Consider the following 20,199-nt stretch of genomic DNA (forward strand, 5'->3'; position numbering starts at 1 on the left):
GCTGAATATATCTCAGCAGGGGTTTTTATTATTTTTGAAATTTTTTCAGTAATCCCGGGAGTGTTCCTTTTTTCAATACCTTATCTGATAGACCAGCAATTTTTTTGATGACTTCAAGTCCATCATCATCTCCAGCCCAGTGATCATGAATAATCTCAGGTGACAGGTTGTTGACGATCGTTTGTAATACAAATGATGCAACAACTAAATCATCGATATACCCTCCAGGTCCGATCAATCCCTCAGGAATCAGATCAAAAGGCAGAATGAAATATCCGATTGCACCTGCTACCATAGCTTTGTCTTTTCCGGAGACTCTTTTGTCCTTCACGACTTGAATTAATAAATAAAAGATATCAGGTGCAAATAACAGATATTTAGCATATTTGTGATTTCTACCTGTTTTACTCTTTAGAAATTCGTCTGTTTTAGTTCTTAGTCGAAAATAAAAGTTTTCCTGTTCTTCGCGAGTATGTTCCATTTGTGCCTCCCCTTCTGAGCGGCGTTCACTTATGTATACCGGCTCCTATCTTTATAATAAGACAGCCGGCATGTCATTTACCACCAATAAGGTTTTGTGGAATTATTTTCTTTTAATTTTTCGTTACGCTCTGCTTTTTTCTTTTGAAATTCCCAAAAAGCATCAAATGGATGTGGCTTAGAAGATTTAACAGGCTCTTTTTCTTTCATTACATCCGCCTCCTTATAGTCAGCTTATGCAACTGATAAATGCGCTGTATGGGCAATGGCAATGAAAATCGACAAAAAGAAAAACCGTTCTCAATTAAGAGAACGGTTTTTATATCAACAATTACAGTTTTACAACGTTAGCTGCTTGTGGTCCACGGTTACCTTCAACCACTTCGAATTCTACCTGCTGGCCTTCGTCAAGAGACTTGAAGCCATCGCCAGTGATCGCTGAGAAGTGTACGAATACATCGTTTTCTCCTTCAACTTCGATGAAGCCAAAACCTTTTTCTGCGTTAAACCATTTTACTGTACCAGTTTTCATAATAAAAAACCTCCAAAAATAAATTGACAATATGCAAACTTACCATAAATAGAAAATTCACATATTACAAAAAGTACCGTGCTTTCCGATCACTCTTTGTAATATGTGAATCATGCGCTGCAGGTATCCTTGCTTATTGACTTGTAATCCTTATTATACATCGTTTATAGAGAATGTCAAATCAATTAAGAAGTATTGCTGAAAAAATTAGGTGATATGCAATTGATGCTTTTTGGCGAGCTCATGCGGAGCCATTTTAATAGCCAGCTGCAGCATAAATGTTGTAAAGGCTATATCATCTGTGATCCCTACCAGAAAAAGATAATCAGGAATAATGTCTGCCGGCATCAAAGCATATGCAGCGATCAGTCCTCCAATGATGAGTTTCTTTCCGGCACTTACTGAAGATGATATAAAGAAATCTTTAATAAAAGGCAGTGATTTCCGGAAGTGTAAGATAAACTGGACTCTTTTTAGAAATTTCAATGGGTGACCCCTCCTTCTTGAATATATTGTTAGCATATTGAATCGCAGTAGGTTATGATATTCTCAATTATACATATTGATGGAGGGAAAAGAATTGAGTGAATTAGCAAAGTCAAAATGGTTTCGCTTTGGTTTTGGCTTAATAACCATTTTAATTATTATTTACTTGTTATCATTAGTAGAATATATTTTTACCCCGATTGTGATTATCGTTACTACCCTGTTTGCGCCAATTGCGATTGCAGGTGTACTTTACTATCTGTTAAGACCAGTTGTCAATTTTGCAGCAAAATATCTGCCCAGAGGAATCTCCATACTAATTATCTATCTTGCCGGTATCGGTCTGATCGTAGGACTGGTCTTTTTAATAGGACCCCCTTTATCCAGGCAGTTTAATTCATTAGTGGATAATATCCCGTCCATATTTAATGAGCTTAACGCTATGACGATGAATTTAATACAGTCTGACTGGTTTAAGAGTATTCAGGAACAGCAGGACTTTTCCCTGCAGGATATTACTGACCGCATTGCGAGTACCCTTCAGGGGTCACTGGATTCAATTGGATCGAACCTGATGTCTATTATTGGTGTAATCACAAACATAGCGATTGTGCTGGTTACCATTCCTTTTGTTTTATTTTACATGTTAAAAGACGGTCAAAAGCTGCCAGAACAATTTCTGCGTTTTACTCCTGAAGAATTTCGCCCGGAAGGCAGAAAAGTATTGCAGGATATGGACGTTGCGTTGAGCTCTTATATTCAGGGGCAGCTGATTGTCAGTTTTTGTGTAGGGGTTCTGCTTTATATCGGTTACCTGATTATAGGGCTTGAGTACACAATCGTACTAGCCTTAGTTGCGATGTTAACGAACGTAATCCCTTTTGTTGGACCTTTTATCGGTACTATTCCGGCAGTTGTGGTCGGATTCATAGAATCTCCTTTAACTGCTTTATTCGTTATTATTGTTGTCATTGTTGCACAGCAGATTGAAAGTAACTTGATTTCTCCACAGGTGATGGGGAAAAAGCTGCAGGTCCATCCATTAACCATCATTTTTCTTCTTCTGGTTGCCGGAAGCTTTGGAGGACTGCTCGGACTGATTATGGCTGTGCCTACTTATGCAGTTGGTAAAGCGATTGTAGTGAATGCATACAGATTCATTACCATCAGAAAACGTTATGATGATCAGCGAATGAAAAAAAGTAAAATGGTATAATAAAAACGAGGCCTGAACTCAGGCCTCGTTTTTATGTGTGAAAATTTTCTCGAAAAAAGACTGTTCTTCAGCATTCATCGTTTCTTTCGTAAATGGTGCATCCAGGTGAAATAAAATAAAGCCGTGATAGACCTGCAAATCCTCATCACAGTCATCACAGAAAAAAAACTCTTCTTTATTCCAAAATGCTACCTGTGTTCCTCTTTTTACACGTACATATTCATACTTCGTTTGTTTATCTGTCATTTTATCGCTGTAAAAATTAAAAGCTTCATCTTTAGAGCTGAAATGCCACTCATCTACAATATCTTTTTCCCATCCATCTAAAAACCACCATGGTTCTGCATCGCTTTTCAGCTGAACGATCCGCCACACAAGCAGCACCGCCTTTCTTTAGTGGGCTGCTTTTAGTGTACTTAACATTGAATAGAAAAGAAACGGATTTGCTCAGCGATCAAACGTTCACAGGTTCAAGATTCACCGCATGTTCAGGTTCTTCCACAATTAATGGTTCAATAATTCTTAAAACTAAATGATAGTTCTCTGCTTCTTCATTGAGCTTATAAAGAATTCTTTTACCTTGTCTTTGTTCGGTTATTAATTTTGCTGTTTTAAGTTTTTTAATGTGCTGACTGACAAGTGGCTGGCTGATACCAAACAACTGAACGAATTCAGATACCGTCCATTCTTCTTCAGCCATTTTCTTAGCCATTATTAACCTCGTGCGATCCCCAAACAGGCGATAAATATCCGCTAACTCGTGTGAGTACTCAAATTGTTGAATCATCTTTTGCCCCTCGCTTCCAAAAAAATAAACCAAATGGCTCATATATAGTACGTTCGAATTATATTATACCTTTACTAAATAAAAAAAACTACTGTTCTTGGAATTTATTTCGTTTTAAATAGTCTTTAAGTCTATTGTAATTTTTCGAAATTGCTTCGCTTGCTTCCTATTCTTTAATAGTAGACAATAGAAAAAAGGATAATTGAAACTTATAACATCCTTATTCCGTATAAGATACTATAAGTCCGTAAAAGGAGAAGATGGATATGAAACAAATATTAAATTTTCTGACCCGTCTTGGTGTATCAATACCTATTGCAAGTATTACCTGGATTTCGGCTCTCTTTCTCATAAATGTGCCTTTCTGGCCTTCAGTATTAGCAGGTGTTTTTGGAGGGCTGGTCCCATTCTATACAATAAAGTGGTTTCAAAAACGTTCACTTTTAAAAACATATGGTTTAACTAAAAGCGAGTATGAGTATATCCAATCTAATTTAAAAGAGGCTCAGAAAAAGATTTCACGCCTTCAGGGCAAACAGTTTCAAATCAGATCAATTTCAGCTATGAGACAGCTGAATGATATGATTAAATTTTCAAGAAGAATCTTTACAATTGTTAAAAAGGATCCTAAACGTTTTTATATCTCAGAAAGATTTTTCTTTTATCACCTGGACACTGCTGTTGAACTGACAGAAAAATATACGTTACTTGTCACTCAACCAGTGAAAAATAAAGAAGTGTTGGTTTCGTTGGAAGATACAAGAAAAACACTTCATGAATTGAATAGTTCATTGGAAGAAGACTTAATGAAGGTCCTTTCAAATGACATTGATACATTAAGAATCGAATTGGATATGGCCAAAAAGACAATAGAGCATAAATAGCGGGAGGTTGTTTTAATGGAAGATAAGCAACAGGTAAAAGTAGAAGAAAGATCGTCCAATCTGGATGATTTGCTGGCAAACCCCTTTGGTGAAAATGAAGTGACAACTGTTGAAAAAGATTCAAATCAAAACCCTGCACCAAAAAGATTAGCTGATGTGTTAACGGAAGAAGACCGTAAACAGGCTGAAATCCTTTCTAAACAAATAGATCCTGCTGATCACCAGTCAATATTGCAGTATGGGACCGCTGCCCAGTCAAAACTATCTAACTTCTCTCATGCCATGCTTGATCATGTGCAGAGAAAAGATGTTGGTCCGATTGGTGATATATTAAAGGAATTGATGGACAGGCTTGAGCAAATTGATCCTGATGAATTAACGGAACAAAAGAAAAATGTGATTTCTAAGTTATTCAGCCGTGTTAATAGATCCGTCAATGAAATTTTATCCAAATATCAAAAAGTTGGAGCTCAGGTTGACAGGATTAGTGTGAGGCTTGATCATTCCAAAAAATCATTAATTGATGATATTCAAATGCTTGATCAGCTTTATAATGAAAACAAGGAATATTTTCAGGCGTTGAATATTTATATTGCTGCTGCAGAAATAAAACGTGAAGACCTTGAGAACAATGTCATTCCCACGCTGCGCAATAAAGCTGAAAAAAGCACTGATCAGATGGCTTATCAGGAAGTAAATGATATGATGCAGTTTTTAGACAGACTGGATAAACGAATCCATGATCTTCAGTTAAGCAGACAAATCACGATTCAAAGTGCACCTCAGATCAGAATGATTCAGAATATTAACCAGGCACTGGCTGAGAAGATCCAGGCTTCTATTCTGACAGCGATCCCACTTTGGAAGAACCAAATTGCTATTGCGCTTACTTTGTTCAGACAGCAACGTGCTGTGGAAGCTCAAAAGCAGGTAACGAAAACGACAAATGAATTGCTATTAAAGAATTCAGAGATGTTAAAAACGAACAGTATTGAAACCGCAAAGGAAAATGAAAGAGGAATTGTGGATATTGAGACGTTAAAAACAACTCAGTCAAACCTTGTATCTACATTAGAGGAAACGTTACGCATTCAGGAAGAAGGCCGCCAGAAACGCCGACAGGCTGAAGGTGAAATTCAGGCGATGGAAGCTGAATTAAAACAGCAGTTACTTCAACTTAAAAACAAAGGATCTTAGAACAAAAACCGCTGTGTCAGATACACAGCGGTTTTTACATTTTTCTCTGCCAGTCAGAAGACTTTCGCTTGGAACTTTTCCAATAATTCTTATTAACATGGTCGTTATGTCTGCTGAATTCCTCCAGGCGGGCCAAATGCTGTGCATTCACCGTTGTTCATCTCCTCTGTTCTTTTTGCTACTCTTAGTGTAGTCAATAAAAGAGAATTAGAAACGGGAATGCATCATGATTTTTTTCTCAGTGAATGAAATCTGATTTTATATGCTCTTATACAGCAGTCTTTTCAACAGCGGAAATAAAATATCCGGAAGTTCATCTATGTTTTGAACAAATAGACTGAATCGCCCATAAATATTTTGAATAACTTCTTTCTGACTTTCAGGGATTTCTGACGTTGAGAGGAAAACATTCATCACTTCTATTCCCCTCTTTCTGGCTGAAAGCACAGCGTCATGTGTGTCAACAATTCCATTCTGTTCATAATCGGCTGCTGCAGGCTCACCATCAGAGAAAACGAGTAAAAACTTTTGTTTTTCAGTCCGTTTTTCAAGTCTTTCAGTCATATGTCTGATGGCATAACCATCGCGATTATCCTCTTCTGGTTCAAGCTGCATGATCTCTTCTCCACCCTGGTAAAGGCTTCGATCGAATGAAATCACTGTTCTGAAATGGTTTGGTTGTCCATCCTGTCCTGCCTTAGGTGTACTTTCCCAAAACCCGGTAATTTCATGAGGGACCTGAACCGATTTCAATGCTTCATGAAATAAAACGAGTCCTTTTTTCGTTTCATCCATTTTGTCAAACATTGAAGCTGAACAATCAAGTAATAACTCAAATGCAGCATCAATTTTAGGAGATTCTTCATCTTTTTTATAAAATATTCTCGGTTTTTCATCAGTAAAGTAAGGGATCAGATTTTTGCTCAGTCTGCCTTTTACAAGATGATCTCGAGGATTTGTTTTTTTATGATCCAGTGTTTTTTCTATAATTTTTTGAAGTTTTTTCTGATAAAGTGATATATCTTTCTTATACTGCTGGTATAGTAACTTTTCCTGATCCTTTACAATGTCAGGATTTTCAAAGACAGGAAACGCATGCTCATTTTCTTTACCGTATTTAGAAGATCCCCCTTCATTTGTTTCCTCTGATTTTCGTTCAGCATCCTGTTCATCAAATTCCTGTCGCTGAGATTTCTTGGAACTACCCTGCACACTCCCGAGAGCCTGTTCCTGGTCATCGCCTTCTCTCGCAGCTTCAGTATCTATAGAAGTCTTTGTGCCTGATTCTAATTCGAATTGCAGAAAAGACTCACCTTCTTCTTCAGACTCCCTGTGCCAAGCTTTAAACTCCTCATCTTCAACTTCTTCATTGCCGGTAGGCTTTTCTTTTTCAACATCGTCATTGATTAGTTCATCTTTTCTTTTCAGATCTTCAAATGTAAGTCCTTCAGCCCAATTATTAATTGTCTTTTCAGGAAGATGGAAATATTCATTCAGCATATCTTTTGCAAGCAACTCATCCGTTACTTCACATAAGGCTTTACAAATTTTAATCGTATCCGCCGTAGATGAAGTTTCGTGTGCTTTTTCAATTTGCTGTGTGATAAACGGTTTTGCCCGGTTAATATCTGTCTGGACGTGTGGCCACTCATCTATTGGAGAATCAGCAAATATAAGCAAATAAATCAGATTAAAAAATGCATCGGTTGTAACTCCTTTTACCTTGTGTACGTTCAATTGTGAATTGAAGTACTTGAAATAGACCGAGCGCCTTGTAGCAAAAGCTTTTTTAGTACCTGGTCTTTTCTTTTTGGTGATTTCTTCAAGTCTTGCATCTTCGATCAGCATAAACAGCTGTTTTGCAAATGATGGATGATCAAGTGTATGAGTATATTGAATAAATTTCTGAATTTCTATAGGATCTGAATGTTTATAAGCACCTTCAGCTCTTAAAAAAACATCTGTAATTAGACCGTGCCACTCTTCTAATTCAGACCGGTGATCCCAAAAGTGACTGACGAAAAGAGTGTTTCCAGGTACGTCCAGGTAGTTCATCGGACTGTACTCGACTGTCATTTCTTTCTCTTTAGTCAGTGTTTTTGCAAGATCGATCAGCTGCATTAACCGGAATGAATTCACCTGTTCATCGTTAAACTGTATAAAGCGCTGCATCTAATCACCTCACTCAAAGATTGTTTCAGCGATATTTTTTACAGCAGATTTTTCTCTATCATCTTCAAGCTTATCAATAATACCTCTCTGGATTGCTCTTTTAGGGGGCATGTATATAGACAGATCGCACGTATCCAGCAGCGCACGGATAGAAGCAGCCTCTTCTGAAACCTGTCCATTTTGTACTTGTGTAAAAAGATCTGCTGATAACTGTACGAACTGGTCAATGATAACTTCATCTTTTAATGAGCTTTGTTCAATTAATACGCTCTTTAATGTTTCTCCCTTAATATAGGGAACATCTACGACTATAAATCTGTTTTTTAGCGCTTCATTCAAAGGAACTGTCCCTATATAACCTTCATTAATTGCAGCAACCACTTTAAATCCGTCAGCGGCTTTTATTACTTCGTTTGTGAACGGGTTCGTAATTGTGCGGCGGTAATCAAGTACTCCGTTTAATATTGGCAGTGTTTCCGGTTTGGCCATGTTAATTTCATCAATATAGAGGATGTGACCTTTTTTCATTGCCTGAATAACTGGTCCTTCTACAAATGTGATAGCAGTTTGACCGTCCATCTGCTCAATAGTTTTAAACCCAAGCATGGCTTCAGCATCAAGATCAACCGAACAATTAATGCTGTACATTGGCTGTTTAAAAGTATAGCTGACACTTTCAGCAAGCTTTGTTTTACCAGAGCCGGTTGGCCCTTTCAGTAAAATGTTTTTTTGAAGGGATAGACCGATCATTACATCTTGAAATACAGTATCATCTTCTGCAGTATAGCCTCCGGACCCGATTCTTCCTTGTTGATCGGGATCTCCTTTGGGGCTGCTTTCTATTAAATGTCTAATATTTTCTGAAAGTTGCATTTGAATCATCCTTTTCTTTGACTTCAATATCTAATTGTATCGTTCTTTTTGTTTGTTAATCAACTCTTGAGGTTAGACACATTTAAAAAGAATATGTAAAATGGAGACTGGAGTGAAAGGAGTTATACATAGATGAATCAAATGAAGTCTCGGCTTGCCTCAGTAGCTGAGCATCGTTTATTTAATGCGGTGATTATCAGTTTAATCCTATTTAATGCAGTATTAATTGGTCTTGAAACCTACCCTTCTATATTCAACACCTACACTGATCTTTTTATTGCGGCTGACAGAGTTCTTTTGTGGCTCTTTACGATAGAAATAATAATCAGATTAATCGCTGCCCCTTCTTTGAAACAGTTTTTCAAAGAACCATGGAACGTTTTCGATTTTCTCATAGTAGCCAGCGGACACTTAATCACGGGTGGACATTATGTGACAGTGCTGCGTATTCTGCGTGTCTTAAGAGTCCTCAGAACGATCTCAGTTATTCCTTCTCTCAGAAAAATGGTTAATGCCCTTTTGATGACAATACCTTCTATGGGGACAATTCTGTTGCTGCTCGGTATTTTCTTTTATATTTACGGGGTTATTGGAACTATGTTATATAGTGAAATAGCACCTGAATATTTTGGAAGCCTTCACAGCTCTTTCTTAACCCTGTTTCAAGTCGTTACACTTGAGTCATGGGCCAGTGGAGTTATGAGACCGATACTTGCGGAAGATCCTACATCCTGGTGGTATTTTGTCACATTCGTTTTGATAGGAACATTTGTGATCTTTAATCTTTTTGTAGGGGTCGTCGTAAATAACGTTGAAGAAGCAGATAAAGAAAACAGACCTTCACCGGAAGAAGTAAAGTTAGCACAGGTCCAAAAAGAACTCGAAGAAATTAAAGCTTTAATTAAAAGTCAAAAAGAGTAAGGCTCAGCCTTACTCTTTTTCGTATATATACAGCCCTCTATCCAATTTTCTAACGTCAGGGTACTTTCGTTGAATCGTTCGCATGAAAGTTGTCATATTCGCAACTTTGTAACCGGTTTTATCTTCTACAAATTTCTGTATATCCGTACCCTTTACCGGTTCCAGCTGATTTTGAAGAATTTCCAGAGCGGCTGCATGCATTTTTTTAGATTTACCGACGTTAATAGGTTTAGGAATTTTAGCTTGATTAATAGGTTGATCAGCATCAGTCATATTAACAGTTGCTGATTGATCTAACTCTCTCAGCCTTTGCAAAATGTTTTCTCGTTCATTTTTGAATTCCTGAAGAATTCTTAATTCTGAATCTGCCATTTGTTCAAGGCGAATTTTTAAAGCTGCTCTTTCATCAAACATTTGCTGTGATCTCCTTAAGCCTCTTCAAAGTAGTCTTTATAAAAGCCGCCTACTTTTCCAGTGTTGTCAATAATAAAAATAAACTCTTCAGTCTCATTTTTAACTTCATACGTTTTACCGACTGTCAGTACATTGTTAACAACATATTTCGCTGCATTGTCATGTACACACTTAACTTGTTTAATTGTCTCCCGGTTTTCCCAATCTAGATGAATCATGGATCAAACCCCTTTCATTTATCTTTATTGCTAGTATATCGCTAAAATTGGTGAATGTTAAGAACTTCTATTCACATGACTGAACTGCTCCCCGGTATCAACTTCTCCAAAGATCTTCGTAACAGGATATCTTTCTCCTGCAAGCCAGTCTTTAAAATTAATTGTAAGCGGAACTGCATTTTCTCCCGCCCCAAAGATCACATTCAAATGGATCGGATCATACACAACTGTATGAATGGTTCCAGACCAGCTGCCGTAATTCTTTTTAAAAATTCCGTACGTTGGATCATTAAAACGATAAAAAGCTTCTATCGCCGTATCTGTGAATGCTGATTGATCATAGATGTTTTGGAGCCTTGCTTTAGATTCTTTCAGCTGATACCGGTTTTCATTCACTTTCTCAGCTGTTTGAAAATGGTTTGTACAGGCGATATCTGTGATCTGAGGTCTTATTGCAACTCCAAGCGGTGAAGCTTCAACGATTGCGTGATTACCTTGTGCATCAAAAACAGTATAGTTAAAAGCGTGACGATGAGGAATTTCTTTCAACATACTTACAGCTTCCTGAGTAGTAGCACAACTGTCCAGAAGAAATCTTGCAATGACTGAACAGGTGAAACCCTCACCTGGATTTTTTCGATTAACAAAGTGGAATCCCACACACAGACCTTTTTCATTCATCCCGTCTATTCTGCCGATCATTCTTCCTGCTACTCCAATTGAAGCATAACCATTATCCGGCTGCCAGATCATTAACCGTCCTTCATAAGTCTTAGGGTGATAATCATAATTTCTGACAAAGAAACCATTTTTCATCAGGACTGAGCAGCCTGACTTTTTCCAATCCTGTTGCCACCCCGAGTACTCGTGAACTACATCTTCAAAAGGCCATTTTAATTCACTGCTTAGTCCGTATAGTTCATCCCACAAACCCGGAGCAAATGCTTTAATATATGATTCAGCTTTTATCCTGTCAAGCTGATATGCTTTTTTTGAACTTTCTCTTCTTTTTAAATGAGTTTGATAGAGTGGAGTCTGTTGAAAAAGTGCCCCTGCTCTCTGGCCCAGCTGATAATAAGATCCTTTTCCCTTAATCACGTCAATATGAAATTTCTGCATAACAGCACCATGTCCTTTTAGCTTCATTATGATTCAGCTCGAAGTTTCTTTCCAGTTTCAATACGGAAATATAACAATTGGATAACATCTCTGATTTTATGTTGAAGATCATATATGTAGCAAGTATAATATCGTTAATGGAAAGTTTAGAATATTCCATTAAAGTAATCACTAAGGAGGTTCTATCCATTGAAAATTTTGAGTAACGAACAGCTTATTTCTGCTTATCGGGACGCTGAGAAACATGGAGAACACGATACACAGGTGATTTTAAAAAAAGAAATTCAAAAAAGAGGCATATTCGCCGGCAGACATCGAAAATAGGTATGAAGAACACGCAGCTTCAAATACTGCGTGTTCTTCTTTGTTTCACTGAGCCTGTTGATAAAAAAAGGTTTGTCCAAGAACTGATTGGACAAACCTTTTTCTAATATAATCAACCTTCTAGTAATAGGTCTTCAGGGTTTTCTAATAGTTCTTTCACCATTTTAAGGAAACCTACAGCGTCACTACCATCAATAATACGGTGATCATAAGACATCGCAATATACATCATTGGACGGTTTTCGCTTCTTTCTGCATCAATTGCTACTGGCCGAAGCTGAATTGTATGCATACCCAGAATACCTACCTGTGGACCATTCAGGATCGGGGTCGACAGCAATGAACCGAATACGCCACCATTTGTGATCGTAAATGAGCCACCCTGTAAATCACTCAGCTGAAGCTTTTTATTTTTTGCTTTTTTTGCAAGATTAACAATTTCCTGTTCAATCTCTGCAAAGTTTTTACGGTCACAGTCTCTAACAATAGGAACGACCAGACCATCTTCAGTAGATACTGCAACTCCAACATCATAATAGTGCTTCAATACAATTTCTTCACCATCAATCTCTGCATTCACATAAGGATACTTCTTAAGTGCTGCCACAACTGCCTTCGTGAAGAATGACATAAATCCAAGTCGCACATCATGTGTTTCATTAAACTTATCTTTTTTACGTTTTCTAAGATCCATCACATTCGTCATGTCGATTTCATTAAATGTCGTCAGCATAGCAGCTGTCTGTTGTACTTCTACCAGACGGTTTGCAATTGTTTTACGTCTGCGTGACATTTTTTCTCTGGTCACTGGCTTACCGTCATCTTTCTTCGCAGCGGGTGCATCCTGTTTTTTAGGTGCAGCTTCCTGTTTTTTCTCCTGCTTTTCAGATCCATGCGCTTCAACATCCTGTTTTCTGACACGTCCCATTGGATCAACAGTTGAAACGTCAGACAAGTCAATTCCTTTTTCACGGGCAAGCTTACGGGCTGAAGGTGAAGCAATTGTACGTTCTTTTTTGCCAGTACTTTCCTGTTTTTCATCTTGTTGTTTTTCTTTCTCATCTGAAGATTTCTCTTCCTTCTCTTGCTTTTCTTCAGGTTCAGATTTTTCTTTAGATTTTTCTTCAGACTTAGATTCCTCAGCTTTTTTATCTTCTGAAGATGTATCTCCGCCACCTTCTCCAGCTTCAACAATCGCGATTACCTGTCCAACTTCAACAGTGTCGCCTTCTTCAGCCTTTAGTTCTTTTATGACGCCCGCTTCTTCAGAAATTACTTCTACGTTAACTTTGTCGGTTTCAAGTTCAACGATGTATTCACCTTTTTCAACTTCATCACCTGGCTGTTTTAGCCATTGTGCAATGGTACCTTCTGTAATTGATTCTGCTAATTCTGGAACTTTAATTTCTGCCACTGTGTCTTCCTCCTCTATTCTTTCCCTTTTACGACTGATTTTTCAAGTATACGCTGCTGTTCTTTTTTGTGTACTGTCGGGTCGCCTTCAGCTGGGCTGCTTCGGCGGCGTCTGCCTATATAAGATACTTCAGATCCTTCTGGTGCAAGATCTTTCAGGCGCGGCTCTACGAATGTCCATGCCCCCATGTTCTTTGGTTCTTCTTGTACCCAGATAATTTCTTTTAAGTTCTTATAACGGCTGAAGACTTCTTCAAGCTGTTCCATTGGGAATGGATAGAGTTCTTCAACACGAACCAGATGTAGCCAGTCGTTATTGTCTTCTTTTTCTGCGCGTTCAATTAAATCGATACCTACTTTACCGGATGAAAGGACAACTCTTTCTACGGCATCCTCCTTTTTACCAAGTGAAGGATGTTCTAAAATAGGTGAAAAACCGCCTTCAGAAAGTTCTTCAACACTCCGTGATACAATTGGATGTCTCAACAGGCTTTTTGGCGTCATGATGACTAGCGGCCGGACTTCTTCTTTTTTAAGAATCGCAGCCTGTCTTCTAAGAATATGGAAATATTGCGCTGAACTTGTCAGGTTTGCAACTGTCCAGTTGTTTTCTGCAGCTAGTGTCAAAAATCTTTCCATTCTTCCTGAAGAGTGTTCAGGACCCTGACCCTCATAGCCGTGTGGGAGCAGCATGACTAGACCGGATTTTTGACCCCATTTAGCACGGCTTGATGATACAAACTGATCAAACATCACCTGTGCCATATTCGCAAAGTCGCCGTACTGGGCTTCCCACAGAACGAGTGTTTCTTTTGAGAATACGTTGTATCCATATTCAAACCCTACGACTGCAGCCTCAGTTAACGGGCTGTTGTATACACAGAATGAAGCATTTGCATCAGAAATATGATGAAGCGGTGTTAGTTCTTCTCCATTTTTTTCATCATGTAAAACAAGGTGTCTGTGCGCAAAAGTACCGCGCTGGGAATCCTGTCCGCTTAAACGGATTGGTGTACCATCCTGAATAATACTTCCGAAAGCTAAAGTTTCTGCATGTGCCCAGTCAACTTTACCATCTTTTTCAAAAGGATCATTTCTTCTCTGAAGAATTTTTTCCAGCTTTTTAAAGATATTAAATCCTTCTGGGAAATTTAATAAGTCTTCATTCAGTTTCTTCAGCCTGTCGTATTCGACAGCTGTTGAAATATCGTAAAGCATAGATTGTACATCTTCAGGAGGGTTCATATCAGTATCCGGATCTTTTTCTGATTTAGGTACTGTATCATAAGCTTTTTGCAGTTTAGCTGTATTTTCTTCGATTATTTTTTCAGCTTCATCTTCAGACAGAGTCTGATTAGAAATTAATTTTTCCTGATACAGTTTACGAACATTATCATGTGTTTTAATATACTGATATAAATCAGGATTTGTGACCATTGGTTCATCCATTTCGTTATGACCGAAACGTCTGTAGCCGATCAGGTCAATTACAAAGTCTTTACCAAATTCCGCTCGATATTTACTTGCCATAATGGCTGCTGCCAGGCATGCTTCAGGATCATCAGCATTAACATGGATAATCGGTACTTCAAAACCTTTTGCAGTATCAGAGGCATATCTTGTAGATCTCGAATCAAATGATTCAGTTGTAAAACCAATCATATTATTAGCAATGATGTGGATCGATCCGCCTGTATGGTAGCCTCTCAGCTGACTCATGTTCAGTGTTTCTGCAACTATACCCTGTCCAGGAAATGCTGCATCCCCGTGAATCATAATAGCCAAAGAAGCCTGTTCTTCCAAATCAGGTATCCCTGCACTCGTGCGAGTTTCCTGAGCAGCTCTTGTATACCCCGCTACAATTGGACTTACTACTTCAAGGTGGCTCGGGTTGTTTGCAAGAGTTACACGCGTTTTTGCTTCGTCTTTGCTGACATTCCGGTCAGCTCCAAGGTGGTATTTCACATCTCCTGTCCAACCGTATGTAATGCCGGTAGAGCCTTCAGACGGAATCAAATCCTTACTTGGAGCGTGTTGAAACTCAGCAAAAATCATCTCATAAGGTTTTTCCAGTACGTGAGCAAGTACATTCAAACGGCCTCGGTGTGCCATACCAATATTAATAGATGATGCACCTTTTTCGACCGTAAATTGAATGATCTCATCCAGCAGTGGAACCATTGTATCCAAACCTTCGATAGAAAAACGTTTTTGTCCGACAAACGTCTTGTGAACGAAACTTTCAAATCCTTCTACTTCTACAAGTCTTTTTAAGATACTTTTTTTCTTTTCATCCTGAATCTTTGCGTCCAGTGAACCGGATTCAATGTAATTTTTCAGCCATTTTTTCTCTTTTCGATCATGGACATGTGAATATTCAAAAGCAATTGTTTTCGTGTACATTTTTCTTAAATATTCAATGGCTTCATATCCATTCGTTACTTCATCAGTAGAATTTTCAATCAGAACATCAACCGGAATTTTCTCTAAGTCTTCCTTAGTCAGGTTGTGACTCTCCAGGTCAATTCTTTCTGTGTCTTTCTTCTTGTCATGAAGCGGATTTATATCAGCAGCAAGATGTCCGTAAGAACGGATATTTTCTGCAAGCTGAACTGCAGCAATTACTTTGCTGTAATCAGTTCCTTCAATCGCTACTTCGGATTGTTTCGACTTCTCTTTGTACGGAGAGCCATTTTCTTTAAAATATTGCTGTAATTCTTCATCAACAAGAGATGGGTCTTCTTGATAAAGGTCGTACATTTCCATCATATAGCCCAGGTTTGGGCCTGAAAAAGTTAACTCTGATGGATTCTGCTGCTCCGACTGTTTTCTCATTTTGAAAACCTCCAACGTATTGGACAAATCACCTTAATCGTCATAAGGGGATTTGCTATGTAAATATAGTAATTATAGAGAGCTAAAACGCTTACAGAGCCATTTTATCACTGTAAAGGAACGAGTTAAAGCGTTTCGATCGATTTTTTCAAAATTTTATGCATTAAAAAATGAATACAAACTCGATATTGAGGAGCTTTTCACCCCTCTTCAGCTGACAAAATACTTAATTTTACGACAGTGTGTCCAGGCTTACTATCAACTTTAACATCTGCTCCATACATTTCGAGCAATCTTTTAGCGATAGATAATCCTAACCCATTACCACCCATATCACGGCTTCGTGACTTCTCAACTCTGTAGAATCTGTCAAAAATAAATGGAAGGTTTTCTTCGGGTATGCCATCTCCATAATCTTCAATCGTAATCTCATATTTCTCACTTTTTTTAATACCTGTTACCAATACTTTTTTATCTTGAGAAGAATATTTAACCGCGTTCTCAATAAAAATAATTAATATTTGTTCGAGATGTCCGGCTTCTATAGACGCTTGTCCTTTGGTTGTTTCTACTACAAATTCACGATTTTCATATATTGCCTTCATTTTATTCGTAGTTTCCATGATCACTTTGTCACAATCGGCAGGTACTACTTCTTCAAGCTGCAGCTCTCTGTCTGCCCTGGACAACATCAGCAGATCACTTACTAATTTTTTTATACGATTTATTTCCTGCAAAGATATTTCCAGCGATTCTTCGAGTATATCCGGATCCTTTTTTCCCCATCGCTGAATGAGGTTCAAATGACCTTCAATAATTTGCAGAGGTGTTCTCATTTCGTGTGAAGCGTCTTCAGTGAACTGTTTTTGTTTGATAAAGTTTTTTTCAAGTTCTGCCATCATATCGTTAAATATTTCGATTAACCCTCCTACTTCATCCTGGTAAGCAGGTTCTGGGAGCTGGCGCTGAAAACCCTCTTCCTGTGTTTTTTTCATCGTTCTCCCGAGCTGTGTAATCGGCTTGATGAAAGAACCTGATAGAAGATATGCAGCATATGAGCTGAATAGGAGAGCCGCAATCAGAAGAATCATTGATAAAAAAATCATGTAGTTTAATTGAGCTGTATACGCATTCAGTGGATGTATAATTTCAATATATCCACTAAACCCATTAGAGTTTACAGGCGTTCTGCCTACCAAAGCTGAAGTGCCATTTAGTCTTTCTCTGGAAATATCTGTATCTGATACCCGGATGAAAGGGACTGAGAGGTTTGTTTCAGAACGCTGAATCTGATAGATTTCAAAACCATCCTCATTATAAAAATGAATGACTTGACCTCTTTCATAAATTTGTTCTGCCAGTTCTCTCCCTTCGTTAATTTCGTTAGTTGTAACGAGAGGGTTTCTATTCTCATAAAAATCTTTCAAATCTGTCAGAACCTCTGTCAGCGTATTTCTTTCCTCCTGAATCATCCACTGACTCATCGCGACAATTAATATGACACTGAAGCATGTGAATGCAAGAAAAATTGTTGCTGAAGCTGATAGCATCCATTTCCACCTGATAGATAGTTTATTCCAACTAACACTTAGTCTATTCATGTTCTTATCACGTAACCGGTTCCACGAACAGTTTCAATATATTCAGAAGGCCGATCCGGGTCAATCTTATTTCTTAGGTGTCTAATATAAACATCGACAACATTTGTTTCGGCATCGGCATCATAGCCCCATACTTTTTCAATGATCCTGTCCCTCGTCAGGACAATATCTTTATTTTCAAGCAGCATTTTTAAAAGATCAAATTCTTTTTTTGTTAAAGGAATCTCTTCACCGTCTTTTTCCACTTTGTATGATTTTGATTTTAAGATCAGGTCCTTATGATTCAGAGTATCCTGAGTATCTTTTCCTGTTCTTCTGGTTAACGCACGCATCCTCGCAAGCAGTTCTTCTATCGCAAACGGCTTCACAATATAATCGTCTGCTCCACTGTCCAGACCCGATACCCGATCCATGACACCGTCTTTAGCTGTAATCATTATAATTGGCATATCTTCAGACTGCCTGATTCTTCTGCAGATTTCCATCCCGCTGAGTGACGGAAGCATCAAATCCAGCAGAATCAAATCAAATGATTCAGTGAGCGCTCTGTTTAATCCGTCTCTTCCATCATACTCTGTTACAACTTTATATCCTTCATACTTTAATTCTAGCTCAATAAACCTTGCCAGGTTCTTTTCATCTTCTATAACTAAAATACGATTTTCCATCTGACCGCCACCTTTTAAAGTGATTGTACATTCTATTCTATATCAAAAACCGGTTTCCTCACAGGAAACCGGTTAATGTTCTTTATTTAACTGCTGCATGTATCAGTTTTTCTATATCTTTCTGTTGTTTTTTAAATTGCAAATCAACAATCTTACTGCCAACAATGACACCATCACTAAATGAAGAGATTTCCTTTACTTGTTCAGGAGTTGAAATCCCGAATCCTGCCAGGACAGGTACTGAGCTGTAGTTTTTAAGCCGTTTAATAAAGTTCTCAAGTTTGTCACTAATATTTGCGCGCTCTCCAGTGGTCCCCGTAACGGATACTGCATAAAGAAAGCCTTCCGAAGCTTCTGCTAATGTTTTAATCCTGGATTCCGGGCTGGTTAAAGTAACAAGCTGAATCAATGCAAGGTCAGTTTGACTGATATATTGACTGATCAGGGAATTCTGCTCATAAGGCAGATCAGGTATGATTAAGCCTGATACTCCTGCCTGTTCAATATCAGTGAAGACTTTATTTAAGCCGTATTTATACATAGGGTTAATATACGTCATTAAAACGATTGGAACGGTAAGTACATCTTTTAATGAAGTCAGTGCCTCGAGAACTTTATGAAGTGAGGCTCCGTTCTTCAATGCCCGTTTCCCGGCTTCCTGTATAACAGGGCCGTCGGCTGCAGGATCTGAAAAAGGGATACCAAGTTCTATGACAGTAGCACCGCTTTCCTGCAAAAAGATTAATTGGTCTTTCAATTCCTCAATTGAGGGATCACCGGCCATAATATAAGGAACAAATGCTTTAGATCCCTGTTCATTGATTTGTTCAATTGCATGTTTGATATCCGTTTTTCCCATTATTTTTCATCCTCCAGCGCTGCTTTAACTGTATTAACATCTTTATCCCCGCGTCCTGATAAGCAAATCACAATGATGTCTTCAGCACTGCCATTTTTTGCTTTCTTAACAGCCTCTGATACGGCATGAGCACTCTCTAGTGCAGGAATAATTCCCTCCGTTTTTGAGAGCAGCTGAAGTGCTTCAAGAGCCTCATCATCCGTGATTGACTCATATTTCACTCTTTTAATTTCATGTAAATAACTATGTTCAGGACCAACGCCCGGATAATCAAGGCCGGCAGATATTGAATGTGCTTCCTGTATCTGTCCATCTTCATTTTGCAGCAGGTACATCATTGATCCGTGCAAAATGCCAACTTCGCCGGCAGTAAGCGTTGCAGCATGTTTATTCGTATGAACACCCGAACCTGCAGCTTCAACACCTGTTAATTTAACATCTGACTCATTAATAAATGGGTAAAACATCCCGATCGCATTGCTTCCACCACCAATACAGGCAATGATTTCATCAGGGAGTCGTCCTTCTTTTTCAATGATCTGTTTTTTTGTTTCAGTTCCAATTACACTCTGGAAATCACGTACCATTTCAGGAAATGGATGAGGTCCCAGCACAGAACCGATGATATAGTGTGTATCTTCAACGTTTGCGACCCAGTATCTCATTGCTTCGTTGACAGCGTCTTTTAATGTCCCGCTTCCCTGAGAAACTGATTCGACTTTAGCGCCGAGCAGCTCCATTCGGAAGACATTCAATTCCTGTCTTCTAATGTCTTCTTTTCCCATAAAAATGACACATTCTAAATTAAGCAGGGCACATACGGTAGCAGTTGCAACGCCATGCTGCCCTGCACCTGTCTCAGCGACAATTTTCCGTTTCCCCATTTTAACAGCCAGAAGCGCCTGACCGATTGTGTTATTAATTTTGTGCGCACCGGTATGATTTAAATCTTCTCTTTTAAGATAAATCTTAGAACCGCCTATTTTTTTTGTCAGATTTTCAGCATAATAAAGCGGCGTTTCTCTGCCAACATAGTCTTTCAAATAGTGATTCAGTTCTTTTTGAAAATCAGGATCTTCTTTTGCATCTCTGTATGCCTGTTCAAGGTCAATGACTGACTGCATCAGTGTTTCAGGTACAAAACGACCGCCAAATTGTCCAAACTGTCCATTGAGATCCGGCTGAGTATAAGTTGTCATG

At 38.4% G+C, this 20,199-nt stretch carries 22 protein-coding genes; 5 read left to right on the forward strand and 17 right to left on the reverse strand.

Annotated elements, in window-relative coordinates; all coding sequences use genetic code 11:
- Window positions 1-28: 28 nt before the first annotated feature.
- The 4 genes from E2626_RS03905 to E2626_RS03915 all read right to left on the reverse strand — a co-directional run bounded on the left by E2626_RS03905 (window position 29) and on the right by E2626_RS03915 (window position 1,498).
- Entirely contained in the window at window positions 29-481 is a 453-nt protein-coding gene (locus E2626_RS03905) for a YkvA family protein (protein ID WP_134379881.1), read from the reverse strand.
- 77 nt (window positions 482-558) lie between these two features.
- The gene (locus E2626_RS17430; protein WP_279587247.1) at window positions 559-690 is read right to left on the reverse strand and encodes a hypothetical protein; all 132 of its coding nucleotides are present in this window, start codon (window positions 688-690) and stop codon (window positions 559-561) included.
- A 121-nt stretch (window positions 691-811) separates the two neighbouring features.
- Window positions 812-1,012, reverse strand: coding sequence for a cold-shock protein (locus E2626_RS03910; protein WP_134379883.1), 201 nt, complete (start codon window positions 1,010-1,012; stop codon window positions 812-814).
- Window positions 1,013-1,219: 207 nt separating this feature from the next.
- Complete coding sequence (locus tag E2626_RS03915) at window positions 1,220-1,498, reverse strand: YkvA family protein (RefSeq protein WP_134379885.1); 279 nt, start codon at window positions 1,496-1,498, stop codon at window positions 1,220-1,222.
- A 94-nt stretch (window positions 1,499-1,592) separates the two neighbouring features.
- On the opposite strand from E2626_RS03915, the gene E2626_RS03920 reads away from it, so the two are divergent.
- Window positions 1,593-2,714: an AI-2E family transporter gene (locus E2626_RS03920; protein WP_244094235.1), complete on the forward strand. Its 1,122-nt coding sequence runs from the start codon at window positions 1,593-1,595 to the stop codon at window positions 2,712-2,714.
- 18 nt (window positions 2,715-2,732) lie between these two features.
- On the opposite strand, the gene E2626_RS03925 is transcribed toward E2626_RS03920, so the two are convergent.
- Both E2626_RS03925 and E2626_RS03930 read right to left on the reverse strand, forming a co-directional pair.
- Entirely contained in the window at window positions 2,733-3,089 is a 357-nt protein-coding gene (locus E2626_RS03925) for a DUF1033 family protein (protein WP_166786729.1), read from the reverse strand.
- A gap of 79 nt (window positions 3,090-3,168) precedes the next feature.
- Window positions 3,169-3,501, reverse strand: coding sequence for an ArsR/SmtB family transcription factor (locus E2626_RS03930; RefSeq protein ID WP_166786730.1), 333 nt, complete (start codon window positions 3,499-3,501; stop codon window positions 3,169-3,171).
- Between the two features lie 266 nt (window positions 3,502-3,767).
- Here E2626_RS03930 and E2626_RS03935 point away from each other — a divergent pair, with 266 nt between their 5' ends.
- Complete coding sequence (locus tag E2626_RS03935) at window positions 3,768-4,385, forward strand: 5-bromo-4-chloroindolyl phosphate hydrolysis family protein (RefSeq protein ID WP_134379893.1); 618 nt, start codon at window positions 3,768-3,770, stop codon at window positions 4,383-4,385.
- 15 nt (window positions 4,386-4,400) lie between these two features.
- Window positions 4,401-5,582 carry a toxic anion resistance protein gene (locus E2626_RS03940; protein ID WP_134379895.1) on the forward strand — a complete coding sequence of 394 codons (1,182 nt, stop codon included), beginning with the start codon at window positions 4,401-4,403 and terminating at the stop codon, window positions 5,580-5,582.
- A gap of 258 nt (window positions 5,583-5,840) precedes the next feature.
- Here E2626_RS03940 and E2626_RS03945 read toward each other — a convergent pair whose 3' ends face one another.
- The gene (locus E2626_RS03945; RefSeq protein ID WP_134379897.1) at window positions 5,841-7,754 is read right to left on the reverse strand and encodes a vWA domain-containing protein; all 1,914 of its coding nucleotides are present in this window, start codon (window positions 7,752-7,754) and stop codon (window positions 5,841-5,843) included.
- A 9-nt stretch (window positions 7,755-7,763) separates the two neighbouring features.
- Entirely contained in the window at window positions 7,764-8,627 is an 864-nt protein-coding gene (locus E2626_RS03950) for an ATP-binding protein (protein ID WP_134379899.1), read from the reverse strand.
- Window positions 8,628-8,759: 132 nt separating this feature from the next.
- On the opposite strand from E2626_RS03950, the gene E2626_RS03955 reads away from it, so the two are divergent.
- A complete protein-coding gene (locus tag E2626_RS03955; RefSeq protein WP_134379901.1) occupies window positions 8,760-9,548 on the forward strand; it encodes an ion transporter in 789 nt (262 codons plus the stop codon).
- A 9-nt stretch (window positions 9,549-9,557) separates the two neighbouring features.
- Here the strand turns inward: E2626_RS03955 and E2626_RS03960 are convergent, their stop codons facing one another.
- From E2626_RS03960 to E2626_RS03970, 3 genes are read right to left on the reverse strand one after another with little or no spacing between them, the layout of a single operon-like run.
- Window positions 9,558-9,962, reverse strand: a complete 405-nt coding sequence (locus E2626_RS03960; protein ID WP_134379903.1) for a Rok-like winged helix domain-containing protein — start codon at window positions 9,960-9,962, stop codon at window positions 9,558-9,560.
- Between the two features lie 14 nt (window positions 9,963-9,976).
- A complete protein-coding gene (locus tag E2626_RS03965; RefSeq protein WP_134379905.1) occupies window positions 9,977-10,180 on the reverse strand; it encodes a DUF6501 family protein in 204 nt (67 codons plus the stop codon).
- Window positions 10,181-10,237: 57 nt separating this feature from the next.
- Entirely contained in the window at window positions 10,238-11,326 is a 1,089-nt protein-coding gene (locus E2626_RS03970; RefSeq protein ID WP_244094236.1) for a C45 family autoproteolytic acyltransferase/hydrolase, read from the reverse strand.
- 162 nt (window positions 11,327-11,488) lie between these two features.
- Here E2626_RS03970 and E2626_RS03975 point away from each other — a divergent pair, with 162 nt between their 5' ends.
- Window positions 11,489-11,623: a sporulation histidine kinase inhibitor Sda gene (locus E2626_RS03975; protein WP_134379907.1), complete on the forward strand. Its 135-nt coding sequence runs from the start codon at window positions 11,489-11,491 to the stop codon at window positions 11,621-11,623.
- A 112-nt stretch (window positions 11,624-11,735) separates the two neighbouring features.
- Here E2626_RS03975 and odhB read toward each other — a convergent pair whose 3' ends face one another.
- The 6 genes from odhB to trpB all read right to left on the reverse strand — a co-directional run bounded on the left by odhB (window position 11,736) and on the right by trpB (window position 20,198).
- Window positions 11,736-13,037: a 2-oxoglutarate dehydrogenase complex dihydrolipoyllysine-residue succinyltransferase gene (gene odhB / locus E2626_RS03980; RefSeq protein WP_134379909.1), complete on the reverse strand. Its 1,302-nt coding sequence runs from the start codon at window positions 13,035-13,037 to the stop codon at window positions 11,736-11,738.
- A 14-nt stretch (window positions 13,038-13,051) separates the two neighbouring features.
- Entirely contained in the window at window positions 13,052-15,871 is a 2,820-nt protein-coding gene (locus tag E2626_RS03985) for a 2-oxoglutarate dehydrogenase E1 component (protein ID WP_134379911.1), read from the reverse strand.
- Between the two features lie 200 nt (window positions 15,872-16,071).
- The gene (locus tag E2626_RS03990; protein ID WP_166786731.1) at window positions 16,072-17,421 is read right to left on the reverse strand and encodes a HAMP domain-containing sensor histidine kinase; all 1,350 of its coding nucleotides are present in this window, start codon (window positions 17,419-17,421) and stop codon (window positions 16,072-16,074) included.
- Between the two features lie 47 nt (window positions 17,422-17,468).
- Entirely contained in the window at window positions 17,469-18,140 is a 672-nt protein-coding gene (locus E2626_RS03995; protein WP_134379915.1) for a response regulator transcription factor, read from the reverse strand.
- An 82-nt stretch (window positions 18,141-18,222) separates the two neighbouring features.
- A complete protein-coding gene (gene trpA / locus E2626_RS04000) occupies window positions 18,223-18,999 on the reverse strand; it encodes a tryptophan synthase subunit alpha (protein WP_134379917.1) in 777 nt (258 codons plus the stop codon).
- A complete protein-coding gene (gene trpB / locus E2626_RS04005) occupies window positions 18,999-20,198 on the reverse strand; it encodes a tryptophan synthase subunit beta (protein WP_134379919.1) in 1,200 nt (399 codons plus the stop codon). The genes trpA and trpB overlap by 1 nt, the downstream gene beginning before the upstream one ends.
- Between the last annotated feature and the right edge of the window lies 1 nt (window position 20,199).

Source organism: Jeotgalibacillus salarius, from assembly GCF_004405125.1.
Taxonomy (GTDB): domain Bacteria; phylum Bacillota; class Bacilli; order Bacillales; family Jeotgalibacillaceae; genus Jeotgalibacillus; species Jeotgalibacillus salarius.

Coding starts and splice junctions, on each gene's coding strand:
- E2626_RS03960 (WP_134379903.1), bottom strand. CDS start 9,962: ATGTTTGATGAAAGAGCAGCTTTAAAAATTCGCCTTGAACAAATGGCA.
- E2626_RS03905 (WP_134379881.1), bottom strand. CDS start 481: ATGGAACATACTCGCGAAGAACAGGAAAACTTTTATTTTCGACTAAGA.
- E2626_RS03930 (WP_166786730.1), bottom strand. CDS start 3,501: ATGATTCAACAATTTGAGTACTCACACGAGTTAGCGGATATTTATCGC.
- trpA (WP_134379917.1), bottom strand. CDS start 18,999: ATGGGAAAAACGGATATCAAACATGCAATTGAACAAATCAATGAACAG.
- E2626_RS03965 (WP_134379905.1), bottom strand. CDS start 10,180: ATGATTCATCTAGATTGGGAAAACCGGGAGACAATTAAACAAGTTAAG.
- E2626_RS03910 (WP_134379883.1), bottom strand. CDS start 1,012: ATGAAAACTGGTACAGTAAAATGGTTTAACGCAGAAAAAGGTTTTGGC.
- E2626_RS03970 (WP_244094236.1), bottom strand. CDS start 11,326: ATGAAGCTAAAAGGACATGGTGCTGTTATGCAGAAATTTCATATTGAC.
- trpB (WP_134379919.1), bottom strand. CDS start 20,198: ATGACAACTTATACTCAGCCGGATCTCAATGGACAGTTTGGACAATTT.
- E2626_RS03935 (WP_134379893.1), top strand. CDS start 3,768: ATGAAACAAATATTAAATTTTCTGACCCGTCTTGGTGTATCAATACCT.
- E2626_RS03950 (WP_134379899.1), bottom strand. CDS start 8,627: ATGCAACTTTCAGAAAATATTAGACATTTAATAGAAAGCAGCCCCAAA.
- E2626_RS03945 (WP_134379897.1), bottom strand. CDS start 7,754: ATGCAGCGCTTTATACAGTTTAACGATGAACAGGTGAATTCATTCCGG.
- E2626_RS17430 (WP_279587247.1), bottom strand. CDS start 690: ATGAAAGAAAAAGAGCCTGTTAAATCTTCTAAGCCACATCCATTTGAT.
- E2626_RS03940 (WP_134379895.1), top strand. CDS start 4,401: ATGGAAGATAAGCAACAGGTAAAAGTAGAAGAAAGATCGTCCAATCTG.
- E2626_RS03990 (WP_166786731.1), bottom strand. CDS start 17,421: ATGCTATCAGCTTCAGCAACAATTTTTCTTGCATTCACATGCTTCAGT.
- E2626_RS03985 (WP_134379911.1), bottom strand. CDS start 15,871: ATGAGAAAACAGTCGGAGCAGCAGAATCCATCAGAGTTAACTTTTTCA.
- E2626_RS03955 (WP_134379901.1), top strand. CDS start 8,760: ATGAATCAAATGAAGTCTCGGCTTGCCTCAGTAGCTGAGCATCGTTTA.
- E2626_RS03995 (WP_134379915.1), bottom strand. CDS start 18,140: ATGGAAAATCGTATTTTAGTTATAGAAGATGAAAAGAACCTGGCAAGG.